This window comes from Bacillus sp. hwrm1, from assembly GCF_040207805.1.
GTDB classification, from domain to species: Bacteria; Bacillota; Bacilli; order Bacillales; family Bacillaceae; genus Bacillus; species Bacillus velezensis.
Map to the genome: position 1 here is coordinate 220,613 of NZ_CP157943.1, position 22,497 is coordinate 243,109.

General features: G+C 47.8%; 23 protein-coding genes. 10 read left to right on the plus strand and 13 right to left on the minus strand.

The window, feature by feature from the left end; all coding sequences use genetic code 11:
- Positions 1-10: 10 nt before the first annotated feature.
- The 6 genes from ABK447_RS01120 to ABK447_RS01145 form a co-directional block, all read right to left on the minus strand.
- Positions 11-322: a PTS sugar transporter subunit IIB gene (locus ABK447_RS01120; RefSeq protein ID WP_094031394.1), complete on the minus strand. Its 312-nt coding sequence runs from the start codon at positions 320-322 to the stop codon at positions 11-13.
- Positions 323-474: 152 nt separating this feature from the next.
- Positions 475-1,773 (minus strand): arsenical efflux pump membrane protein ArsB, encoded by a 1,299-nt coding sequence (locus ABK447_RS01125; RefSeq protein WP_061581630.1) that lies wholly within the window; start codon positions 1,771-1,773, stop codon positions 475-477.
- A gap of 12 nt (positions 1,774-1,785) precedes the next feature.
- A complete protein-coding gene (locus tag ABK447_RS01130; RefSeq protein ID WP_025285481.1) occupies positions 1,786-2,136 on the minus strand; it encodes a metalloregulator ArsR/SmtB family transcription factor in 351 nt (116 codons plus the stop codon).
- 102 nt (positions 2,137-2,238) lie between these two features.
- A complete protein-coding gene (locus ABK447_RS01135; protein ID WP_007407746.1) occupies positions 2,239-3,135 on the minus strand; it encodes an ABC transporter substrate-binding protein in 897 nt (298 codons plus the stop codon).
- Positions 3,136-3,151: 16 nt separating this feature from the next.
- On the minus strand, positions 3,152-4,165 hold the full coding sequence (locus tag ABK447_RS01140; protein WP_007407745.1) for an iron ABC transporter permease: 1,014 nt from the start codon (positions 4,163-4,165) through the stop codon (positions 3,152-3,154).
- Complete coding sequence (locus ABK447_RS01145) at positions 4,166-5,164, minus strand: iron ABC transporter permease (protein WP_223252816.1); 999 nt, start codon at positions 5,162-5,164, stop codon at positions 4,166-4,168.
- A gap of 242 nt (positions 5,165-5,406) precedes the next feature.
- On the opposite strand from ABK447_RS01145, the gene ABK447_RS01150 reads away from it, so the two are divergent.
- The 7 genes from ABK447_RS01150 (at position 5,407) to licH (ending at position 11,742) form a co-directional block, all read left to right on the plus strand.
- Positions 5,407-5,997, plus strand: a complete 591-nt coding sequence (locus ABK447_RS01150; RefSeq protein WP_076424738.1) for a DNA-3-methyladenine glycosylase — start codon at positions 5,407-5,409, stop codon at positions 5,995-5,997.
- A gap of 51 nt (positions 5,998-6,048) precedes the next feature.
- Positions 6,049-6,183: a hypothetical protein gene (locus ABK447_RS01155; RefSeq protein ID WP_369719122.1), complete on the plus strand. Its 135-nt coding sequence runs from the start codon at positions 6,049-6,051 to the stop codon at positions 6,181-6,183.
- A 146-nt stretch (positions 6,184-6,329) separates the two neighbouring features.
- Positions 6,330-8,285, plus strand: coding sequence for a transcriptional regulator LicR (gene licR / locus ABK447_RS01160; RefSeq protein WP_007407741.1), 1,956 nt, complete (start codon positions 6,330-6,332; stop codon positions 8,283-8,285).
- Between the two features lie 98 nt (positions 8,286-8,383).
- Complete coding sequence (licB, locus tag ABK447_RS01165; protein ID WP_003150863.1) at positions 8,384-8,692, plus strand: PTS lichenan transporter subunit IIB; 309 nt, start codon at positions 8,384-8,386, stop codon at positions 8,690-8,692.
- 15 nt (positions 8,693-8,707) lie between these two features.
- Entirely contained in the window at positions 8,708-10,066 is a 1,359-nt protein-coding gene (celB, locus tag ABK447_RS01170; RefSeq protein WP_012118765.1) for a PTS cellobiose transporter subunit IIC, read from the plus strand.
- 18 nt (positions 10,067-10,084) lie between these two features.
- Positions 10,085-10,417 (plus strand): PTS lichenan transporter subunit IIA, encoded by a 333-nt coding sequence (gene licA, locus ABK447_RS01175; protein WP_003150867.1) that lies wholly within the window; start codon positions 10,085-10,087, stop codon positions 10,415-10,417.
- Positions 10,414-11,742 carry a 6-phospho-beta-glucosidase LicH gene (gene licH / locus ABK447_RS01180; protein ID WP_094031392.1) on the plus strand — a complete coding sequence of 443 codons (1,329 nt, stop codon included), beginning with the start codon at positions 10,414-10,416 and terminating at the stop codon, positions 11,740-11,742. The genes licA and licH overlap by 4 nt, the downstream gene beginning before the upstream one ends.
- Before the next feature lie 39 nt (positions 11,743-11,781).
- Here the strand turns inward: licH and ABK447_RS01185 are convergent, their stop codons facing one another.
- The 6 genes from ABK447_RS01185 to ABK447_RS01210 form a co-directional block, all read right to left on the minus strand.
- Complete coding sequence (locus ABK447_RS01185; protein ID WP_025650062.1) at positions 11,782-12,873, minus strand: branched-chain amino acid aminotransferase; 1,092 nt, start codon at positions 12,871-12,873, stop codon at positions 11,782-11,784.
- Positions 12,874-13,057: 184 nt separating this feature from the next.
- The gene (dltD, locus tag ABK447_RS01190; protein ID WP_012118763.1) at positions 13,058-14,236 is read right to left on the minus strand and encodes a D-alanyl-lipoteichoic acid biosynthesis protein DltD; all 1,179 of its coding nucleotides are present in this window, start codon (positions 14,234-14,236) and stop codon (positions 13,058-13,060) included.
- Positions 14,237-14,473 carry a D-alanine--poly(phosphoribitol) ligase subunit 2 gene (gene dltC / locus ABK447_RS01195; protein ID WP_003150875.1) on the minus strand — a complete coding sequence of 79 codons (237 nt, stop codon included), beginning with the start codon at positions 14,471-14,473 and terminating at the stop codon, positions 14,237-14,239.
- A 16-nt stretch (positions 14,474-14,489) separates the two neighbouring features.
- On the minus strand, positions 14,490-15,671 hold the full coding sequence (gene dltB, locus ABK447_RS01200) for a D-alanyl-lipoteichoic acid biosynthesis protein DltB (RefSeq protein WP_015240830.1): 1,182 nt from the start codon (positions 15,669-15,671) through the stop codon (positions 14,490-14,492).
- Entirely contained in the window at positions 15,668-17,179 is a 1,512-nt protein-coding gene (gene dltA / locus ABK447_RS01205) for a D-alanine--poly(phosphoribitol) ligase subunit DltA (RefSeq protein WP_094031391.1), read from the minus strand. The genes dltB and dltA overlap by 4 nt, the downstream gene beginning before the upstream one ends.
- 15 nt (positions 17,180-17,194) lie before the next feature.
- Entirely contained in the window at positions 17,195-17,344 is a 150-nt protein-coding gene (locus ABK447_RS01210) for a teichoic acid D-Ala incorporation-associated protein DltX (protein WP_003150882.1), read from the minus strand.
- 443 nt (positions 17,345-17,787) lie between these two features.
- Between ABK447_RS01210 and ABK447_RS01215 the strand changes: the two genes are divergently transcribed.
- The 3 genes from ABK447_RS01215 to ABK447_RS01225 all read left to right on the plus strand — a co-directional run bounded on the left by ABK447_RS01215 (position 17,788) and on the right by ABK447_RS01225 (position 20,607).
- The gene (locus ABK447_RS01215; protein WP_003150884.1) at positions 17,788-18,723 is read left to right on the plus strand and encodes a 1,4-dihydroxy-2-naphthoate polyprenyltransferase; all 936 of its coding nucleotides are present in this window, start codon (positions 17,788-17,790) and stop codon (positions 18,721-18,723) included.
- A gap of 131 nt (positions 18,724-18,854) precedes the next feature.
- Positions 18,855-19,487, plus strand: coding sequence for a GTP pyrophosphokinase family protein (locus tag ABK447_RS01220; RefSeq protein WP_007407732.1), 633 nt, complete (start codon positions 18,855-18,857; stop codon positions 19,485-19,487).
- Positions 19,488-19,746: 259 nt separating this feature from the next.
- Positions 19,747-20,607 carry a glycosyltransferase family 8 protein gene (locus tag ABK447_RS01225; protein WP_007407730.1) on the plus strand — a complete coding sequence of 287 codons (861 nt, stop codon included), beginning with the start codon at positions 19,747-19,749 and terminating at the stop codon, positions 20,605-20,607.
- A gap of 55 nt (positions 20,608-20,662) precedes the next feature.
- On the opposite strand, the gene ABK447_RS01230 is transcribed toward ABK447_RS01225, so the two are convergent.
- Complete coding sequence (locus ABK447_RS01230) at positions 20,663-22,408, minus strand: S8 family peptidase (RefSeq protein WP_094031899.1); 1,746 nt, start codon at positions 22,406-22,408, stop codon at positions 20,663-20,665.
- Between the last annotated feature and the right edge of the window lie 89 nt (positions 22,409-22,497).

Consider the following 22,497-nt stretch of genomic DNA (forward strand, 5'->3'; position numbering starts at 1 on the left):
ATCGCCTCCTTTATTTGTTCTCTATCAAGGCAACGGCCTGTTCGTATGCTTTTTTGCCGTCTCCCATGCCGTAAGCCATCATGTCAATCACATCAACGGTGATGTGAAGCGGGTCCGCATCTTTTTGAAGCTCACCTTTTAAAAAACTCATCTGCGGGCCGATCAGTACGACGTCTGCGTCTTTCAGCGCTTCTTTTGCTTTATCCTGTCCGACTGCCCAAATCTCGGCTTCCTCACCGATGGAGCGGGCGTAATTCTGCATTTTCGTAACAAGAAGGCTGGTGGACATGCCTGAGCTGCAGGCTAATAAAATTCTTTTCATGAGGAATCCCTTCTTTCATAAAGTTAAAACGTTTTCATGAATATTATAATCTTTTGAAATTAAATGTCTATACTTTTAAAATATAAAGTTTTACTTTTCGGATTTTTGACACAAAAAAACCTTTTAAGATTCAACTTAAAAGGTTTTTCATCTCAAGCGAGCCATAACAGCCATAAATAAAGTCCGATCAGGGTGATGAATAACGTCGGAATGGTTAATATCAGACCTGTCTTGAAATACATTCCCCAGGAAATTTTCACGTTTTTCCGGCTTAGCACGTGGAGCCATAACAACGTCGCCAGCGATCCGATCGGCGTGATTTTCGGCCCGAGGTCCGAACCGATAACATTCGCGTAAATCAATGCTTCTCTCATCAGCCCGTGAGTTTCCGTTCCGCTGATGGCTATGGCGTCAATCATCACCGTCGGCAGGTTATTCATAACGGAGGAGAGGATCGCCGCGATAAACCCCATTCCGAGTGTGCCCGCAAACAAACCGTGATCCGCCGCTTTCTGTATAAGCTGAGAAAGAAGATCCGTCAGTCCGGCATTCCGCAAGCCGTACACGACAACATACATGCCGACAGAAAAAAACACGATGGCCCACGGGGCGTCCTTGATGACTTGTTTCGCAGGGACGGCGGGGCTTCGCTGCGCCAGAATGAGAAAAATGACCGCGATGGAGCCGGCAACGAAGGAAACGGGTATCGACAGCAGTTCGCTGACGAAATATCCGATCAATAAAACGGCCAGCACAGCCCACGATAACCGGAAAAGGCGTTCATCCTTAATCGCGGATGCCGGATGTTTCACAAGACCGGTGTCATACCGTTTCGGAATGTTTTTTCTGAAATAGAGATACAGCACCAAAATGCTTGCCGCCAGAGAAAAAAGGTTGGGCACCAGCATGCGTGATGCATATTCAATGTATCCGATATGAAAGTAATCGGCGGATACAATATTGACCAAATTGCTTACAACGAGCGGAAGCGAGGTGGTGTCGGCGATGAATCCTCCGGCGATAATAAAAGGAAAAACCAGCTTTTCAGGTAAATTCAAAGCCCGCACCATCGCCAGTACGATCGGGGTCAAAATGAGCGCCGCTCCGTCATTGGCAAACAGGGCGGAGACAACAGCCCCTAAGACCGACACATAGAGAAACATCCGCAGCCCGCTGCCCTTGGCCGCCATGGCCATATGCAGCGCGGCCCACTCAAAAAAACCGATACTGTCAAGAATCAATGAAATGATAATAATGGCGATAAAGGCAAGTGTCGCATTCCAGACGATTCCCGTCACTTCCGCGATATCGTGCAGGCTGACTGCTCCGGCGATCAAAGCGAGGACCGCCCCGCCGCAGGCAGACCAGCCGATTGATACATGTTTCGGCTGCCATATGACAAACACAAGTGTCAGCACAAAAATCAGCGCTGATAAAACCGCAACTCCCAAGATATATCCCCCTTACCGGCATGTAACAGTGACTTCTTTTTGCCGCAATGTCTGTAAAACTTCGTCCTTTTCATCTATCTGCTGCAGAATCGAGCAAACCAGCGCGTATTCCGGACCGGACGGATGAATGGCATAGTACCGCCACTGACCCTCGCGTCTTTCCCGCACAAGGCCGGCGTTCTTTAATTTCCGCAAGTGCTGGCTGATGCCGGGCTGACTTATATGAAAAATAGCTGTCAGCTCGCAGACACAATATTCCTTATCCTTCAGAAGCTTCAGCATCAAAAGCCTCGTCGGGTCGCTTAGAAGTTTGAGGCACTGGCTGATCCCTTCGGAACTTAAAGCATGATGCCTCCGTTCCATGCGCTCACTCCTTTTTTACACTATTATATAAGCAGATGTTTATATAAGTAAACGACAATATAAAAAAGCCGGCCTTGCACTTTTTGCAAAACCGGCTCATGTTTATTTTTGGAACAGTTTTTTCGCTTCATCCATTGCTAATTTATTTCCCAGTGCTGAATAATCAAGCCAAGGCTGATCGGCAATTTTATAGACGTGGTTTGCTTTCACGGCCTTCAGCCCTTTCCATACAGCGCTTTTTTGCAATTCTTTATAGGCTTGCTGTGACTTGTCGTCTCTGTTAACGACGACGAAAATCGCATCTGCGTTGTAATCAGGCAGCACTTCTTGAGAAATGACTTCATAAGGGCGGGAGGTGTTCATTTCTTTAATGCCGTCAGCCGGTTTCAGCTTCAGATCGTCAAACAGAATCGGTCCCATCGGACGGCGTGTGCTGAAGACGCGAAGCTCTTTTGCGTTCACGCGGATCGCCATGACTTTGGCGTTTTTCCCTAATTCCTTATTCATCATGGATCTGACTTGTTTTGTTTCATCTTCGTAATCTTGAATAAATGTTTTCGCTTCTTTTTCACGGTTGACGATTTTTCCGATATCTTTTAGATGATCGCGCCAAGTGCCTTTATCAAGGTCGAAAACGTGTGTGTTTCCGATTTTCTTGTATTTTGACACATCTTTTCCCGCAAATTCTTTATCAAGATAAATGTTGTCTGGATTCAGCTCAAGTAAAGCTTCCATATCCGGGTCTGAGGCAGGTCCGAGTTTTTTCGTGTCTTTCAGCTGATTTTTCACATGAGGGAGAAAATCTTTTAATTCTCCGCCCACGACGGAACCGGCAGGTGTAACGCCGAGAGCCAGCAGATCATTTGTCAGGTGAATGGACATCGAAGCGATTTTATGATCGCCGGATTTCTTTTTTGACTCCGGCTGTGTTGAATCGGATTGGCAGGCAGCCAATAAGAAAATACACATGAAACTGACGAGCGCAATTATTTTTTTCATGGGAATACTCCTTGTTTTATGATTTGATTTTCATGACGAGATAGAGAAAATACGGCGCGCCGATGGCTGCCGCAACCACGCCGGCCGGAATGGCGTTCGGCTGAAACAAAGACCGGCCGATGGTGTCTGCCGCGACAAGAATGACGAGTCCGATTAATCCCGCAATCGGGATAATATGCTGATGCATGGTGCCGACGAGCCGTCTTGCCAAGTGAGGGGCGGCAAAGCCGATAAAGCCGATTCCCCCGGCCATCGCGACGCTCGCGCAGGACAAGCCGACCGCTATGGCGATCAGCATGATCCTTTTTCTCTGCACGTGTGCGCCGAGCCCCGCGGCTGCCTGGTCACCGAGCATTAAAATATTCAAAGAGCGGGCGTTAAGCCATGCAAGCGGTGCGAGAATGCCGATCCAGGGCAATAGCGACCACACGTGAATCCAATCCCTGCCCCAGACGTTTCCCACCAGCCAGCGGGAAGCGAATGTATAAGTTTCTTCATTCAGTCGCAGCGACATAAACAATGTAACGGCGCTGAAGCCCGCGGAAACGGCGATCCCGACTAACAGCATGCGGATCGTTAAAAAACCGTTCAGCCTGTCGTACGTAAGCACTACGATCAGCAGGGCGGCGAGTGTTCCGCCCGCAAACGTAAACAGCGGGATGAACATCGATGCCTGCGCCTCCAGGGAATGAAAGAACGTGATATACATCATCAAACCGAAGGAAGCGCCGGCATGCAGTCCGAGAATGCCCGGATCGGCAAGCGGATTTCGGGATACACCCTGCAAAATAGCGCCCGACACTCCTAAACCGATGCCGGCCAGCATCGTCACCAGAATCCGGGGAAGCCGGTAATCGAATAAAACGGTTGTGCTTTGAAACGTGCCGTATCCGAACAGCGTTTTTCCCACCGTGAGAGGAGAAAGCCGGAATGAGCCCGTATGCAGCCCGATCAGAATAATGCAAACGGCGATGACCAGCAGAATGAGTCCTGCCGCCGCCGCTTTTTTTGTTTCTTTCTGCACTTTCATTTATAAGTCTCTCCCTTCCTTGCGGGCAATATAAAGAAAGAAAGGGACACCGACAAGTGCGACCATAATGCCTATCGCCAATTCCCTCGGGGGACTGACCGTGCGCGAGGCCAGGTCAGCCAAAATCAATAGAATCGCGCCGAGTAACGCGGACATCGGAATAATCAGCCTGTACGTAACGCCGACGATCTTTCGCGCGATATGGGGAATGACCAGCCCGACGAAGCCGATCGCGCCGGCAGCGGAAACAGACACACCGGCAAGAACGACGGCGATCATTAATCCGGCGGCACGCGTCAGAGCCGTGTTCACCCCTAAATTCGCCGCCACGTCATTTCCCATTGAGAGAAGGGTGACGGACCGGCCCATGAATGTCGCGAGAATGATGAAGACCGCAATCACGGGAACAAGGACTTGTAAATGAGTCCACTTGATCCCTGACACCCCGCCGGCGTACCAGAAGGCCAAATCCTGGCTTAAATCGTAATAAATCGCCACACCGGTACTGAGTGAATGTAAAAGAGCGGCCACGACCGCCCCGGCAAGCGTCACTTTTAAAGGTGTCATGCTGCCTTTTCCCGCCGCACTGATAAAGAAAATCAAGCCGGTGCTTGCCAGTGCTCCCAAAAATGACATCACCATCAGCAGGGCGTATGATAAATGAGGGAAAAAAGCAAAACTGAGCGCAACAACAAACATGGCGCCCGCGTTTACGCCTAAGACTCCCGAATCGGCAAGCGGGTTTCTCGTGACACCCTGCATGAGGGCGCCGGCTGCGGCAAAAGCGGCTCCTGTAACGGCCGCCCCGAGCACCCTCGGAAGACGCAATTCATGAATGATCTGCTGGCCCGTTATATTCGGATTGTAATCAGCAACAGCCGACCAAACCGTATGTAAAGTAATGTCTTTCGCGCCGAATGAGACGGCGAAAAAAATAGATACAAGCAGCCCGATCACCGCGATCAGGAAGAAAACCCCGTTTTTTAAGATGCTGATCAGACGGTTTGCGGACCTGACAGAATCGCTCAAAAATCAATTCACCTACTTTTATGATCATTGTCCGGTATTTATTGAACATGAGAATCATTTTCATTTGAACCATCATATTATACCGAGCCGATTTTCAAAACGCAATAGAGCGTTCAACAATAATGTCCTTTTTTTCTCTCATGTTTATATTGTAAAAAAGAAGTGAAAAACGTGAAAGAGGAAATCGCTATATTCAGAAAGGAGGGAGGCAAATGGCGGGAGAACGAAAGCCTTTGCCGATTGAATTTTACCAGAGACCGTCAGTGGAGCTTGCCCCTTTATTGCTCGGCTGTCTCTTGGTGAAGGAGACGGATGAGGGAACGGCTTCAGGTTTTATCGTGGAAACGGAAGCTTATATGGGAGCGGAAGACCGGGCGGCGCACAGCTTCGGCAACCGGCGCACGAAACGGACGGAAATTATGTTCCATGAGGCGGGCCGCATTTATACATACGTCATGCACACTCATACATTAATGAACGTCGTCGCCGCGGACATCGGCATTCCGCAGGCCGTGTTAATCAGGGCGGCGGAGCCTCATGAAGGACAGTTCCTGATGGAGAGCAGGAGACCGGGCAGACCCCCGAGAGAGTGGACAAACGGCCCGGGAAAACTGACGAAGGCGATGGGCATTTCAATGAACGACTACAGCGGCATGATCACGGAACCGCCGCTGTATATTACGGAGGGCTTTACGCCTGAGCATATATCAACAGGCCCGAGAATCGGGATTGACAACAGCGGAGAAGCCCGGGATTATCCGTGGCGCTATTGGGTGACAGGGAACCGATATGTCTCACGCTGACCATGTTTATAAACGCTGATAACAGGGGAAAGACAAGGTAAAAGAAAGGGGATTCAGACATTGAAAAAATTTTTCAAAACGATTATCAAATGGGCGCCCGTCATCTATCCGATCATCAGAAAAATCATAAAAGAACGGAAGGCATCTAAGCGGAACCGCATGTCCGCATCCCGAACAGCCGGCTGATCCGGCTGTTTTTTTACGGGCTTGGCATCGGATTGCCGCATTGACTAGAAATCCTCCCCATTATAGAATTTACATACATTTACCCCTTCCTCATTCTTTTTGCCCATTTTTCACGTCTGCATCTGATCTGATAGGAGGTTTTTCTCATGCTTCATGGGCGGCTTCGTGAACTTCTGCGCTTGCTTTTAGCTGCTGAAACACCGGTTACAAGCTCAGTCATCGCTGCAAATGTAAAGGTAACGACGCGGACGGTCCGCAATGACATAAAGGAACTGCAAACCATTGTAGAAAAACACGGCGCATCCATTCAATCTGTCAGAGGGAGCGGCTATAAGCTGCTGATCCGGAATGAGCAGCCGTTTAAAAACTGGCTTCAGGACAATTTCCAGCAAAACAGCACCGTGCCGATTTTTCCCGATGAACGGATAGATTACCTTATGAAAAGAATGCTTCTGGCCGACGGCTACCTCAAGCTGGATGACTTGGCGGAAGAACTGTTCATCAGTAAATCCACACTTCAATCTGATTTAAAAGAAGTCAAAAAACGGCTCCGCCCCTATGACATCATTTTGGAAACAAGGCCGAACTACGGCTTTAAGCTGCGCGGCGAAGAGCTCCGCCTCCGTTATTGTATGGCGGAATACTTAGTGGACGACCGCGAGCCTGAGCCTGATCTCCTGAGTGAAAAGGCCGGTATTCTGCCGAAAGACGACATTCATGTGATCCGCACAGCCATTATGAAGCAGGTTCGAAACCATAAGATCCCGCTTTCTTTCTTCGGCCTGAACAATCTCATCATCCATATCGCCATTGCCTGCAAACGAATCCGGACAGAAAACTATGTATCTCTCATTCCGGAAGATCTTCATGATATTAAGCTTGAAACAGAATATCAGTCAGCGGAAGCCATCGTAAAAGAGCTTGAATCTGCGCTTTCGGTCACCTTTCCCGAACAGGAAACCGCCTATATCGCCATTCACCTGCTCGGGACAAAGCGCATGACCCAGTCACAACTGGAAGGAAAAGAGCTTACAAGGCTGATAGACGGGGAAACCAGCCGTTTGACGGAGGCCATGATCGAAGCCATTGAGCGGGAGCTGAAGCTCGGAATCACGGACGACAATGAGCTGAAAGCGGGTCTTGCGCTCCACATCAAGCCAGCGATTAACCGAAACCGGTACGGAATGAACCTGAGAAACCCGATGCTCTCCGCCATAAAGGAAAATTATCCGCTCGCATTTGAAGCGGGAGTGATTGCGGGAATCGTGATCAAGGAGCAAACCGGCATTGATATTCATGAGAATGAGATCGGATATTTGGCGCTTCATTTCGGAGCCGCCATTGAAAGGAGAAAGACGGAACGGCCGCCTAAACGCTGCTTGATTGTCTGTGCGTCCGGCGCCGGCAGCGCACAGCTTTTAAGAGAAAAGCTCCGTTCCCGGTTCGCAAAGCGTCTTGAAATCGTCGGAACGGCTGATTACTGCAGCCTTGACCAGCTTTCCTTTGAGTCGATTGATTTTGTGGTCAGCACAGTGCCGATCAAAAAAGACCTGCCCGTTCCCGTATTAAAGGTTCATACGCTGTTGGGCGGCGGGGATTTTACAAAAATCGACGCCATGCTGGAAGAAAAGCGGGAACAATTGAACTTTCTGAAACCGGAGCTGGTATTTTTGCAGCAGGATCTGGAGACGAAGGAGGACGTCATCCGTTTTCTCGGACAGCAGGTTGCAGAAGCCGGCCTCGCTTCTGATTCTCTGACCGATTCTATTTTTGAAAGGGAAGCGATTTCTCCTACGAGTTTCGGCAATCTTACGGCGATTCCGCACCCGCTCGTTCCGCAGACAGACACGACGTTTTGGGCGGTATGCACGCTGAAGAAGCCGATTGACTGGGCGGATAAGCGTGTCCAATTTGTCTGCCTGCTCTGCGTCGAGAAAGAAAGCAAAGCCGACCTCCAGCATATGTACAAATGGCTCGGCGGGATGTTAGATGATCCGGCCGCGGTAAGCCGTCTCTTAAAATGCACAACCTATCAGGAGGTTTTACGAGTATTCAGAGACAAACGATCAGAGAAAGACCGGGATACACCTTTTTTCCGTTAACAGCGGAAAAAGCCTGAGTAGTTATGAAAGCGATTTCATAATATGATGGTACTAACATCGAGACATACAAAATATCAAACTTTCAGGAGGTCTTTTACATGAATATATTACTCGTTTGTGCAGCAGGGATGTCAACAAGCTTACTCGTCACCAAGATGGAAAAAAGCGCGCAGGAACAAGGAAAAGAATATAAAATCTGGGCGGTGTCAGGCGATTCAGTCAACCAGCATATTGATAAAGCGGACGTATTGCTGCTTGGGCCTCAAGTCCGTTATTTGCTTCCGCAGCTGAAAAAATTGGGTGAATCAAAAGGAGTGCCGGTTGAAGTCATCAATACCGTCCATTACGGCACATGCAACGGAGCGGAGGTTCTGAAATCAGCGGAACAGCTCGGAAACGCATCGTAGAAAGGGGCGGGCCGTGTGAATAAGGTGAACCAGTTTTTAGAAGAGAAAGTCATGCCCATTGCCGGAAAAATTGCCTCCCAGCGGCATCTGCAAGCATTGCGTGACGGGATCATCCTCACCATGCCGCTTATCATCATCGGTTCATTTTTTCTGATCATCGGCAACCTGCCGATTCCGGGATATGCGGATTTCATGGCAAAGACGTTCGGAAGCGCCTGGTCTCAAAAACTGCAATATCCGGTTGATGCGACCTTTGAAATCATGGGTCTTGTCGCCGCTTTCGGAATCGCCTACCGCCTGGCCGAAAAATACGGGGTGGATGCATTATCGGCCGGTGCGATATCTTTGGCGGCGTTTCTCTTGGCAACGCCGTACAAAGTTCCGTTTCTGCCTTCCGGCGCCAAAGAGGAAATCATGGTCGGCGGCGGCATCCCGCTGTCTCTCATGGGAAGCAAAGGGCTGTTTGTCGCGATGATCATCGCCATGCTGTCGACGGAAATTTACCGCCTGATCATCCAGCGGAATTTCGTCTTCAAAATGCCGGACGGCGTGCCTCCTGCGGTCAGCAAATCGTTTATCGCTTTAATTCCCGGTTTTGCCGTCATCTTTCTGATCTGGGGCGCGCGTTTAATTGTCGAAGCGACACCGTTTGAAAGCCTTCATAACATTGTAAGCGTTGTACTGGGGACACCGCTCTCGATTCTTGGGGGAAGTCTCGGCGGAAGCCTGATAGCCGAAGCGGTTCAAATGCTCTTGTGGGCGTGCGGATTACACGGGGCGAACATAGTCGGCGGCGTCATGGCGCCGATCTGGTTCGGAGCGATGGATGCCAACCGGATTGCGTTTCAGGCGGGCGATGCGCTTCCGAATATTTTCACCCAGCAGTTTTTTGAAATCTGGATCAACATCGGCGGAAGCGGCGCGACACTGGCGCTCGTGGTCACCATGTTTCTCCGTTCGCGAAGCAAGCAGATGAAGCAGCTTGGGAAACTCGCCATCGGGCCGGCCGTCTTTAATATTAATGAGCCGATTATTTTCGGAATGCCGATCGTCATGAACCCGATGCTTCTCATTCCGTTCATTATCACACCGCTTGTCACACTGGTCTTTACCTATATCGGCATGAGCACTGGCCTCGTCGCCAAACCTGCCGGCATTGCCGTCCCATGGACGATGCCGCCGATTTTCTCCGGCTATCTTGCCACGGGCGGAAAAATATCAGGGGCTGTCATGCAGGCGATTAATATCATCACAGCCTTTATCGTGTACTATCCGTTCTTCAGAATGTGGGATTCGCAAAAGCTGAAAGAAGAAAACGAACTTGAACAATCGCAGGCGCCAGCCGTACAGGGAGACGAAAAAGCCGTGCTGTAGAGAAAGGGAGTGAAACACATGAATGAAAAAATGGAACAGACCATTTTTCAGATCATCCTGCATGGCGGCAACGGCAGAAGCGCATCAATGGAAGCCATTGCCGCCGCAAAGCGGGGGGACAGAGCTATGGCGGAAGAAAAGCTTCAGGAAGCCGCAAGGGAACTGACCGAAGCCCATCATTATCAGACAGAACTGATCCAAAATGAAGCCGGCGGAGAAAAAACAGACATGACGCTTTTGATGGTGCATGCGCAAGATCATTTAATGAATGCCATGACCGTGAAAGACTTGGCCGCTGAGTTAGTCGAGATTTACGAAAAAGTGAGTCTGCAAGGGGGAGCAAAAATATGACAAAAGGAATTAAAATTGTAACGATCGGCGGAGGTTCAAGCTATACACCGGAGCTTGTGGAAGGCATCATTAAACGCTATGAGGAACTGCCTGTCAGAGAATTATGGCTCGTCGACATTCCCGAAGGCGAGAAAAAACTCAATATCGTCGGCACGCTTGCAAAACGCATGGTCGAAAAAGCGGGTGTTCCGATAGAGATTCACCTGACGCTTGACCGGAGAGAAGCCTTGAAGGATGCGGATTTCGTAACGACTCAATTCCGCGTCGGCCTTCTTGAGGCCCGCGCCAAAGATGAACGGATTCCGCTAAAATACGGTGTAATCGGCCAGGAGACAAACGGTCCGGGCGGTTTATTCAAAGGGCTGCGCACCATCCCGATTATTCTGGAAATCGCGAAAGACATCGAAGAGCTTTGTCCGAATGCATGGCTCGTGAATTTCACAAATCCTGCCGGCATGGTTACCGAGGCCTTGCTCCGCTACTCGAATCTCACAAAAGTCGTCGGCCTCTGCAATGTGCCGATCGGCATTAAAATGGGCGTCGCAAAAGCATTGGACGTGGATGTCAGCCGGATCGAAGTGCAATTTGCCGGGCTGAATCATATGGTCTTCGGATTAGATGTTTTCTTAGACGGCGTCAGCGTGAAAGATCAAGTCATTGAAGCCATGGGAGACCCGGAAAACGCCATGACGATGAAAAATATTTCAGGGGCGGAATGGGAGCCTAAATTCCTGAAGGCGCTCGATCTGATTCCTTGCGGCTACCACCGCTATTATTTCAAAACGAAAGAAATGCTCGAGCATGAAATAGAAGCGTCACAGACGGAGGGCACACGCGCCGAGGTCGTACAGAAGGTTGAGAAAGAACTGTTCGAACTGTACAAAGATCCGAATCTCGCCATTAAACCGCCGCAGCTTGAAAAACGGGGCGGAGCGTACTACAGTGACGCGGCCTGCAACCTGATCAGCTCCATCTATAACGACAAACATGATATCCAGCCCGTCAATACGATCAACAACGGCGCGATCGCCAGCATTCCGAATGACTCAGCGGTCGAAGTGAACTGTGTTATGACGAAAGACGGTCCGAAACCGATCGCCGTCGGTGATCTGCCGGTGTCTGTCCGCGGACTCGTCCAGCAAATCAAATCATTTGAGCGTGTCGCCGCTGAAGCAGCCGTCACGGGAGATTATCAAACGGCGCTACTTGCGATGACGATCAATCCTCTCGTCCCGTCAGACTCCGTGGCAAAGGCCATTCTGGATGAAATGCTTGAGGCCCACAAAGAACATCTGCCTCATTTCTTTAAGTCGATTGAAGCATAAGAGCAGTAAAAAACCCGGATTCGCTTCCGGGTTTTTTGCTTATTTTGATTCGCTTAGTGAGGCGACTTCCGTCGTCCAGCCGAACACGTCGGCTTCCGCGCCTTTTTGAATGCCTGTAATGGTATCATACAATTTCTTCGAGATCTCTCCGGTTTCACCGCTGCCGATGACAAGACTTTCATCATTCCAGATCAGTTCGCCGACCGGAGAAATGACCGCAGCCGTACCGGTTCCGAATGTTTCTTCCAATCGGCCGTCACGATGCGCCTGGATGATTTCATCGATCGAAATCTTCCGCTCAGACACAGTCAGTCCCCAATGTTTGAGAAGGGTGATGACGGAATTTCTCGTAATTCCTTCAAGAATGCTTCCGTTCAGCTCCGGCGTCACGATCTCGCCGCTGATCTTGAAGAAGATGTTCATGCTGCCGACTTCTTCGATGTATTTTTTCTCAATGCCGTCAAGCCATAAAACCTGGGAAAATCCCTTCTCTTCCGCAACCTGCTGCGCTTTCAGGCTTGATGCGTAGTTGCCGGCGGTTTTCGCGTTTCCGGTGCCGCCTTTGACGGCGCGCACGAATTCGTTTTCCACGGCGATTTTTACCGGTTTAATGCCTTCTTTGTAATAAGAGCCGACCGGGGAAAGAATGATAAACAGCTTGTACGTATGGGATGCCGCTACACCGAGGAAAGGCTCAGTCGCAATAATAAACGGACGGATATAAAGGGAAGTGCCTTCCGCTTTCGGAATCCAGTCTTTGTCGATGGCTACGAGCTGTTTCAGGCCTTCAAGAACAAGCTCTTCATCAATGAGCGGGATGCAAAGGCGGTCATTTGACTGGTTCAGGCGCTCCATATTTTTCTCCGGTCTGAACAGAAGCACTTCCTGATCCTTCGTTACATACGCTTTAAGCCCTTCAAAAACGGTTTGGCCGTAATGATAAACCATGGCCGCAGGATCCATTGAGATGGACTGATAAGGGATAATTCTCGGATCATACCAGCCTTGATCGGCGTCGTAATCCATAACAAACATATGGTCGGTGAAAATTCTGCCGAACGCAAGGTCATGGGGGTCCGGTTTCGGTTTTTTGGCTGAAGTCAATTCAACACGAATATCTTGTTTCATAATGTTCTGTCTCCCTATTGGTGTTATTGTCAAACTTATTTGAAAATAATTTATATTCTATTGTATACCTTCAACAAATATTCGCAATAGTTTTCCTCAAATTTGTGAAAAAATCAAAATCACATAAAAAGCAGGGGAGAGAATGCCCCCTGCGTGTTCGTTTTTACGTATTCTGTCATCACCGTGCTCAGTGAACCGTCACCTTGCCGGTTTTGTAAAACTGCTCCATTGCTTTATCGACGTACACCCAGCCCTTCCAGGCGATATGGATGGTGTCTTTCATAAAGTACGGATCATATTCGTGCCCGGATAAGTCGGCAACCTGAAAGCCCTTCGCTTTAATTTGCTTAGTGACTTTTTTGTAGTAATCAGTCCGGCCTTTTTTCGGGAAGCCGGTGTAGTCATACCATTTTCCGTTGACCGGAATAACCACGAACATCGGTTCAGCGCCTGCATCTTTCAGAATGTCCAGCATATCCTCAAAGTCGTGATATTCGACTGATTTGGCGTATGTTCTTCCTTTGTTGATTCCTTTCACTCTCTTTACTTTCTTCTTAATCTTTTTATAAGAAGCGTCATCGATATAGAAAGGATTGGACTTGGAGCTCCGTTCTCCTAATTGAGCGGCGGCTGTTTTTAACTCTGACCACGATTTCCCTTTCAGGTTTTCAGAGATCGTCCGTTCAGGGCCCTTGTTTTCTCCCATTGAATAATAAAGATCTTTTTTCTCAAGCAGAGAATAATAAGCTTTTGCAGCCGGCATGACCGCTTTCACTTTCCATGATTGTCCGTTGACCATTCCCTTGTACAATTCAGAAAGGACGGCATCATGCTGAACGACTTTAAAACGGAGCATGCGCTTCATCATGTTCTTTTTGACCGCGGGATCAATCTGGTTATTAAATGCTAAATCCAATGCCTGAAGTGATGAAAAATTCGGCGCAAAGTGCTGTTCATCAGAACCTTTTTTGATAAACCATTGCGGAGAAACAATGAATACCAGTTTTTTGCCCTTCAGCTGCTGATAATGCGCCGCAAAGTTCACGGCGTGTATCAAGGATTGGTCCCCGCCTTTTCCGACAAGATAAGGCGTAAAGCCTTGGTTGTTCACTTGGAAATAGTTGGACGGGTGAAACTCATCCAGTCTTGAAAGCTCGGAAGAACCGAAAATCGGCAGATACTTCGAGTCTTCGAACATTTTGTTTTGAAGATAGAGTCCCTGGAACATATTCGGATTTAAGGCTGCCGCCGACTCTTCGACACGTTTTTCAGGAATGAAGCGCGTAAGCCATGAAGCCGGAACTGCGATAGCTCCGACAAACAGGACGAACGCTAAAATAATTGGTCCAAAGAAACGCTTTTTCATTTACTTCAACTCAGTCAGTTTGTTTACAATGTTGTTTGGCGTATTCCACTCGTCACGGTCAAATTCAGTGATCGGCACTGTAATGCCGAAGCGGTTTTCGATGGCGACCAGCAGCTCTACAGTTCCGAAAGAATCAAGCAGTCCTTCTTCAAAGATTTCAATATCAGGATTTTCTTTCACAGCGTCCTCCTGACAAACTTCAGCTAATACGTCTAATACTTCCTGTTTAAATTCCATGTGTTTTCAATCTCCTTTAGTGATGAAATGGTTTTCCTGAGAAAATATAAAATCCGAAACATACGAAATGGAATGTGATGACGATGGCTAAAAAGGCCGTAAAACGATTGGCGGGCAGCCACTTGTATTTCTTATTCCATTTCTCAAAAAAGTTATACCCGGTCATTAATACGGCGTGGTACAGGCCGTATACAATATATTGCAGGGCGAGTCCGTGCCAGACGCCCATCAGCATGAACAGCAGGAAATACCCGATGTTCGAGACGGCCATCCGGTTCTTTATCCATTTTTTCTTTGTCATCCAGAAAACAAAGCGCATAAATACGTAGTCTCTGAACCAGAAGGATAAGGACATGTGCCAGCGGTTCCAGAAGTCTTTAATGTTTTTGCTGATAAACGGCTTATTAAAGTTTTCCGGAGATTTGATACCCATGATATAGCTTACACCGACGGCAAACATCGTGTAACCCGCAAAATCAAAAAACAGGTACAAGCTGTATCCGTACATGTACAGCACATTACCCCACAGTTTGCTGTGGGTGATATGAGACAGATTCATAATGAAATACGTGTTAATCGCATATCCGATAATGAATTTGTATAAGAAACCGATAAAAATTTTATGAATGCCGGTATACAGTAAATCAGCGTATTCTCCCTTTGTCCATACTTTCTGTTCGTCCTTGGCAAATCTACGGTATCTGTCGATCGGACCGGAAGAAATGGTCGGGAAAAACATTATAAAGTACAAAAGGCGGTGAAGCGGCATTTTTTCTTTAATCAGCCCGTCTCTCGTTTCCATGATCAGCTGGACGCCTTTAAATGTCAAATAAGAAATTCCTAAGAAACTGATCAGGTTATGAACCGGGTGATGAGGCACCGGCGGAAAGAAAAACGGCCATAATTTAGATAAAAACAGGGGTAAAATGGACGCGATCACGGCCATACTGAAGACAAAGCCGCTGTTGGCTTTCAGTCTGTAAGCGAGATAACCCCTGATTAAAAGCACCTGCCACAGCGTAAAGATACATAGTGCGATCACGCCGTGCAGATCATGCGCGAAAATCAAAGCCAATACGATGATGGATATAAACATGTTGTATCCTTGGAATCTCTTGCCGTTCAGCCCTAAAATAATCGTCGGCAAAAGAAGGATTCCAAGTAAGATAAAGAAGAAAAACGAGCTGTAAGGCGTCATACAAGAACCTCTTCGCCAATGCGTTTACGGTCGATTTTTCCGTTCGCAGTCATTTGAATGTGATCCTGATAAATGAATTTTCTCGGAATCATGTAGGCCGGAAGCGAAGCGGCCAGTTCTTTCTTAATGGCGCTTGTCAGCTGGAATTCTTTTTCAAAATCATGTTTTTCAGGCACGATGGCGGCAATTAAATATTCGACAGGTCCGTTAGGCTGATACGGGATGACAACCGCCGTGCGCACATATTGAGACTGCCTTACATGTACTTCGATTTCCTCCAGCTCCATGCGGTAGCCGTGAAGCTTAATCTGGAAATCAAGGCGTCCTTGGCAGAAAATCTGACCATCCTGAACATAACCGGCATCACCCGTGTGATATGCCCACTGGCCGTCGATCGGGAAAAACGCTTTTTCCGTTAGAGAAGGTTCTCCGAGATAGCCTTTGCTTACGCTCGGGCCCGCGATGATGATTTCCCCTTTTTCTCCGTCCGGAAGCTTATTCCCGTTTTCATCCATGATGAAGATATCCATATCGGGTTTTGCAAAACCGACAGGCAGAGATTCATTTTCATCAATGATCTGCTGCGTAATTTCAACGGAGGTGACGGCAACCGTTGTTTCAGTCGGGCCGTATGTATTGAATACGCGGGCCTTCGGAAAACGGTTTAACAGCTCCTGTGCCACGGCAGCCGGAAGCGCTTCTCCGCAAAACATAAATACTTCTGCCTCAGGCAGGAGCTCCTGCGTAAAGCCGGGGTCCATCAGACACATTTGGACGAAAGACGGCGTCGATGTCCAGACGTTCAGTTTGGATTTCTCCAGCTCTTCAAATAGTACTTTCGGTTTATTGATTTTGTCTTTCGTTACGCAGTGCAGCGTACCTCCCGTTTGAAGCGACGGGAAAATGTCCATGACAGATAAATCAAAAGAAAACGGAGCTTGGTTTAAGAATGTCTTACCCTCGCCCACAGGAAAATCCCTGCAGATCCAGTCAGTGAAGCTTTGCAGGTTATCAGCCGATATCTGCACGCCCTTCGGATTTCCTGTGCTGCCGGACGTGTAAATAATGTAAAACGTGTCCAGCTCTTTTACCCAGTTCTCACGGCTGAGGTCTGCATCTTCGTAAGCTGCAAGCTCTTCGGGCGTAACGGTTTTAATCAGATTGCTTCCCGTATCGACTGCATCGCCCGATACGCTGATAAGCAGCTCTGCGCCTGAGCTTTCAATGATTTTGACGATCCGCTCCGCCGGAATGGAAACATCGACAGGGATGTATGGGCGGCCCGCTTTGACGCTTCCTAAGAAAGAAACGATCATATTCGGCTCCATATGTCCGTAAACCAGGACAGGCGCTTTCGAACCGTCAGCTGTATGTTTTTGAATGCCGGACGCAACCCGCTCCGACAAATCCCATAATTCCCCGTAAGTGAGGGAATGATCTAAGGAACGAAACGCTTCGGCCTGCGGCTTGGCGTCTGCGTATGTTTTTATAGCATCAAGTAGTTTCATAGTTATCCTCCCCGATTAGAAATCGTTGTAAATATAAGTGCCGGTATTCGCTGTATGAAATCCATACATCCAAAAGAGCAATACTAATATCAGAAAATAAAAGCCCGTATGAAACGTCCATTTGATCAATGTATTTTCATAAGCACGTTTTAATTTTTGCATCATATTCAAAATTCCTTCCCCGCGTATTCAATAATTACACCAGTATATGACGATTAGATTAACAAAAAGTTTCAAAATATGTCTAATATCCTAAGCTTAAAATTTCCTTAAAAATGAATGAGAAACAAAAGGATGGAAAACACGCATGTATAAATTGGCAAATGATCATACTAAAAAGGCGCTGTTCAGGCGGGATTTTTAACTTATCGTAAATATAAACGAGGTAAAAAAATTTTGGCGGCTTTTTCTTAAGCAGGCTTGTGCCGAACCCCAATGGAGAAGGGCGAAAAGCCGTTTCCGGCAGGATAGCCGATAAAGCGCCGCATCTTGTGAAATGAGGAAGAAATTATTATGATAGATAAGGTAGCAGAAAACGTGAAAACCCCAATTCAACACTACTGTTATCGGCTGACTGTGAAAGCCTTTTAATAGAAAGGAAGAGGAAAATGAATCAAAACAATATGGGGGGCAGCCAAAAGACGCCCGAGAAAGAAAGCATGGGCCGCATTTTGTGGCAGCTAACCCGCCCTCATACATTGACGGCATCGTTTGTGCCCGTACTTCTCGGCACCGTATTGGCGATGTTTTACGTAAAGGTTGATTTCCTGCTGTTTTTGGCCATGCTGTTTTCCTGTCTTTGGATTCAGATCGCCACGAACTTATTCAATGAATATTACGATTTTAAACGCGGTTTAGATACGGAGGATTCCGTCGGTATCGGCGGAGCGATCGTCCGCCACGGCATGAAGCCGAAAACAATTCTGCAGCTGGCGCTCGGCTCTTATGCGATTGCCCTCGTGCTCGGTGTTTATATCTGCATGAGCAGCAGCTGGTGGCTTGCGGCTATCGGCCTTGCCGGCATGCTGATCGGCTATCTGTATACGGGCGGCCCGCTGCCGATTGCGTATACACCGTTCGGGGAACTGTTCTCCGGCATTTGCATGGGCTCTGTATTTGTCCTTATTTCTTTCTTCATTCAGACAGGCAGAATTAATGAACAGAGCATTTTGATTTCCATCCCGATCGCCATCTTGGTCGGAGCCATTAATCTGTCCAACAATATCCGTGATATTGAGGAAGATAAAAAGGGCGGACGTAAAACCCTGGCCATTTTGATGGGGCATAGAGGGGCTGTCATGATACTGGCCGCATCTTTTGCCATCGCTTACATCTGGATCGTCGGTCTTGTCATTATGGGTTACACAAGCCCGTGGCTGTTCCTGGTCTTCCTGAGCGTGCCGAAACCCGTTCAGGCCGTGAAAGGCTTTGTGAAAAACGAAATGCCGATGAACATGATTATTGCGATGAAATCAACGGCGCAAACCAATACATTTTTCGGATTCCTGCTTTCCATCGGACTCCTGATCAGTTATTTCCGCTGATCAAATGAAAGGGCAAATGCCATAACCGGCATTTGCTTTTTTTTATGACATAATCTTCACGATATTGTAAAGAACCTGACCGCGGACTGACACGTCTCATATATGGACAGCAAAGCAAGGAGATGAAAAAAATGGACTTGTCAACAGCCCATATGGATGATTTGAAAACGGTCATGGAAGATTGGAAAAATGAATTATTAGTTTATAAATTCGCTTTAGATGAGCTGGATACGAAGTTTTCTATCATCAGCCAGGAATATAATCTGATTCACGGGCATAACCCGATCGAGCATACAAAATCACGCGTGAAAAGTTTTGAGAGTATCGTCAATAAACTGATGCGCAAAGGCTGCGATGTGACGACGCAGGAAATGAAAGAGCATATTCATGATATTGCGGGTGTCAGGATTATCTGTTCCTTTATTTCCGATATTTATAATGTCGCTGAGGTTTTGAAGCAGCATAAGGACCTGAAGATCGTAAAGGTGAAGGATTATATCAAACATCCGAAGCCGAACGGCTACCGCAGCCTGCATTTGATTATTGAAATTCCCGTTTATTTGACGAATCGTGTGGAATATGTGAAGGCGGAAATTCAAATCCGCACCATCGCCATGGATTTTTGGGCGAGTCTTGAACATAAAATTTATTACAAATTAAATAACGAAGTCCCAAAGCATCTGACCGACGAGCTGAAGGAAGCGGCGGACATCGCCCATTATTTAGACGAAAAGATGCTTGGGATTAAGAAAGAAGTCGATTAAACGATTGATGCATCACAACCAGCCGGACCGCTTTTATGTGCAGTCCGGCTGGTTGTTTTTATGTTTACGTGTTTTCGCTTTCCTGCGCGATATATTCTGACGATGATTCAGGCTGAAATCCTGATTGAATTTGAACAGGGAATGCAAAAGATATCAAATCGTAAACAGCACATTCCCGCAGAAAAAATGTGTAAGATCGAGGTTTACTTTTTAAAAAAAGGGAAAGACATTTGTACAACAAAAAGGGAGATGAATATCAGTGGGAAAGAATGAAACAATGCATATCGTATCATGTGCCGATGATCATTATGCTCGTCATTTGGGTGGGATGTTCGCTTCTTTATTGATGAATATGGATAAAACAAGGGATGCAAAATTATATGTAATCGACGGCGGAATTACTGCCGAAAACAAGGACAAGCTTGAACAGACCGCGATGTCATTCGGGACGCCGCTTGAATTTTTAGAAGTAGACGCTGATCAATACAAGCATGCAGTCGAAAGCAGCCACATTACAAAAGCGGCTTATTACCGCATTTCCATCCCTGATTTAATTAAGGATGAGTCCGTAAAGCGGATGATTTACATCGATTGCGATGCAATTGTGATGGAAGATATTTCGGTTTTATGGGACTTGGATATTTCCCCGGCAATAGTTGCGGCGGTAGAAGACGCCGGACAGCATGAAAGGCTGAAAAAAATGAATATCAGCGACACTGCCAAGTATTTTAATTCCGGTATTATGATTATAGATTTCGAACCTTGGAGAAAACAAAATATTTCCGAAAAGGTGATTGATTTTATTAACGAAAACAGCTCGGAGGATTTTCTCGTGTTTCATGATCAGGACGCGCTTAACGCGATCTTATATGATCAATGGCATGAACTGCATCCGCGCTGGAATGCGCAGACGCATATTATCATGAACGAGAAAACGCCTCCTGAACTGATCGACCGTATACGTTACAGAGAAACACGTGCCGAACCGGCCATCGTCCATTTCTGCGGCAGCGACAAGCCTTGGAATACAGGCACCTCGCACCCGTATCGTGATCATTATTTCCGATATATGTCCTTTACGAAATGGAACACGATCGACCGCCCGGCCATGAACCAATAGGCAGGTGTGATGAAACGCTTGTGAAGCCGTTATCCGGCTCATAAGCGTTTTTTTGCTATTTCACCCGAATCGCACGCACGCGTTTTTGCAGGCTGGTCTTTTCGGCAGACGGCTTCAATCGGCTGACTGCCGTTTGCGCCGCTGATTTTGCTTTTTTCGTCTTGGTTTTTTCAGCCGTTTTTACTTTGTCTCTAGCCTGCTGCCGGTTGAGTTTATCTTTTATCCGGTCAAGCCGTTTTTCCAGAGCGTTTTTTTCTTTTCCCGGCTGGATTTCGCTGACTGCTTTTTGGGCTTTTACGGTGCTGGCCTCAGAGGTCTTTTTTTCCGCCTGCTTGACGCTGGCCTCAGCTGTTTTCAAAAGGCTTGAGTTGACAGCGTTCAGCCGCTTTTGCAGCCCTTTTTTTTCTGAACCGGCCGGTAATTTGCGAATGGCGCTTTGTGCGGCATTGACGGCGGTTTTTTTCTTTTGTTTTTCGGCAGTCCGGACTTTGTCTCTTGCGTCCGTCACATTTCTTGCCGTCTGAACTTTATTGATCCGGGACTCGAGAGCGGTTTTTCCCTTTGACTTGGACAGCTTGCTGACGGCCGTTTTTGCTTGATTGATATCTGCCTGTTTTTTCGTCTTTTCCGCTTTTATTACGGCCCGTTCGGCATAGCTCTTTTGCTTTACATGATATTGCACCAGGCCGTACCCGAATCGGCTGTCACGTCCGGGAGCGCCCAGATCTTTGACGTTTTGCTGCATCTGCTGCCGGAGCTGTGTATTTGTTTCCTCGGGATATTTCTGCCTGAGCAGCGCGAACATGCCGGTGACGTGGGGCGCGGCTTGAGATGTGCCGTCAGCCGTGGCGTACATTTGATTCAGATACGTGCTCGTAATATTGGTGCCGGGTGCGGCAAACTCAATTTGTTTTCCGGTCGTGGAAAAAGCCGCGAGCCCGTTTTTTTCAGTTGACGCTGAGACTGCCGTTACGCTGCTGTAGGCGCCCGGATAATTGACGGGTTTTTTGTTGCCGTCGTTTCCTGCGGCGGCTACGATCACGATTCCTTTTTTGTATGCTTTATCTACGGCGTCGTGAAGAATTTTGCTGTCTGCGTTAGTTCCGAGGCTCATATTGATGATGTCCATTTTATTGGCGATCGACCAGTCGATTGCTTTAAGAAGGCTCTTAAGATCCCCTGCACCCTTTCTGTCTAATGCCTTAACCGCATATAACCGGACATCCGGCGCGATGCCGTCAATGCCGTATCCGTCATGTTTTGCCGCAATGATTCCGGCGACATGCGTCCCGTGTCCGTTGTCATCTTTGTATGAGGAAGTATAGCTGACTGCGGAATAGCCTCCGGCAATGGAAAGGTCATCATGAGGGTAAATGCCGCTGTCAATGACAGCCACTTTCACCTTTTTTCCCGTCAAGCCTTCTTTCCACGCCTGCTTGACCTGAGTCGGTTCTATATCCCATTGCGGCAGCGCGTAACTGCTGCTTTGGGCCGCTGATAACGGGCGGATATCAGAACCGTCTGCTGCCTGAAAGGATACATTGTCTTCTACATATAAGATGTCAGGGTCCTGTTTCAGGTCTTTCACCGTTTGTGAATCGGCTGACACGGCGACTGCCGGGAGATGCTGATAGGTCTGTTCCACATCCGCTCTGCTGTCTATGGCGGATTTCTTGCCGTTTTGATTTTTGTACACCACGATAACGTCCCGGTCGTGCGTCTCGGCGTGCGCGGGCGCCGCGGCGGAGAACAGGCCGACGCACAAGGCCGCGGCCATTATCGGTTTCAGGGTGTGATACATTGTGATTCCCCCTTTTTCTTTATATATCGGCAGTGCGGAATTCTTTTTTTCCTGAAGGATAAGGAAAATTTCTGTATGCAAATGTAAGC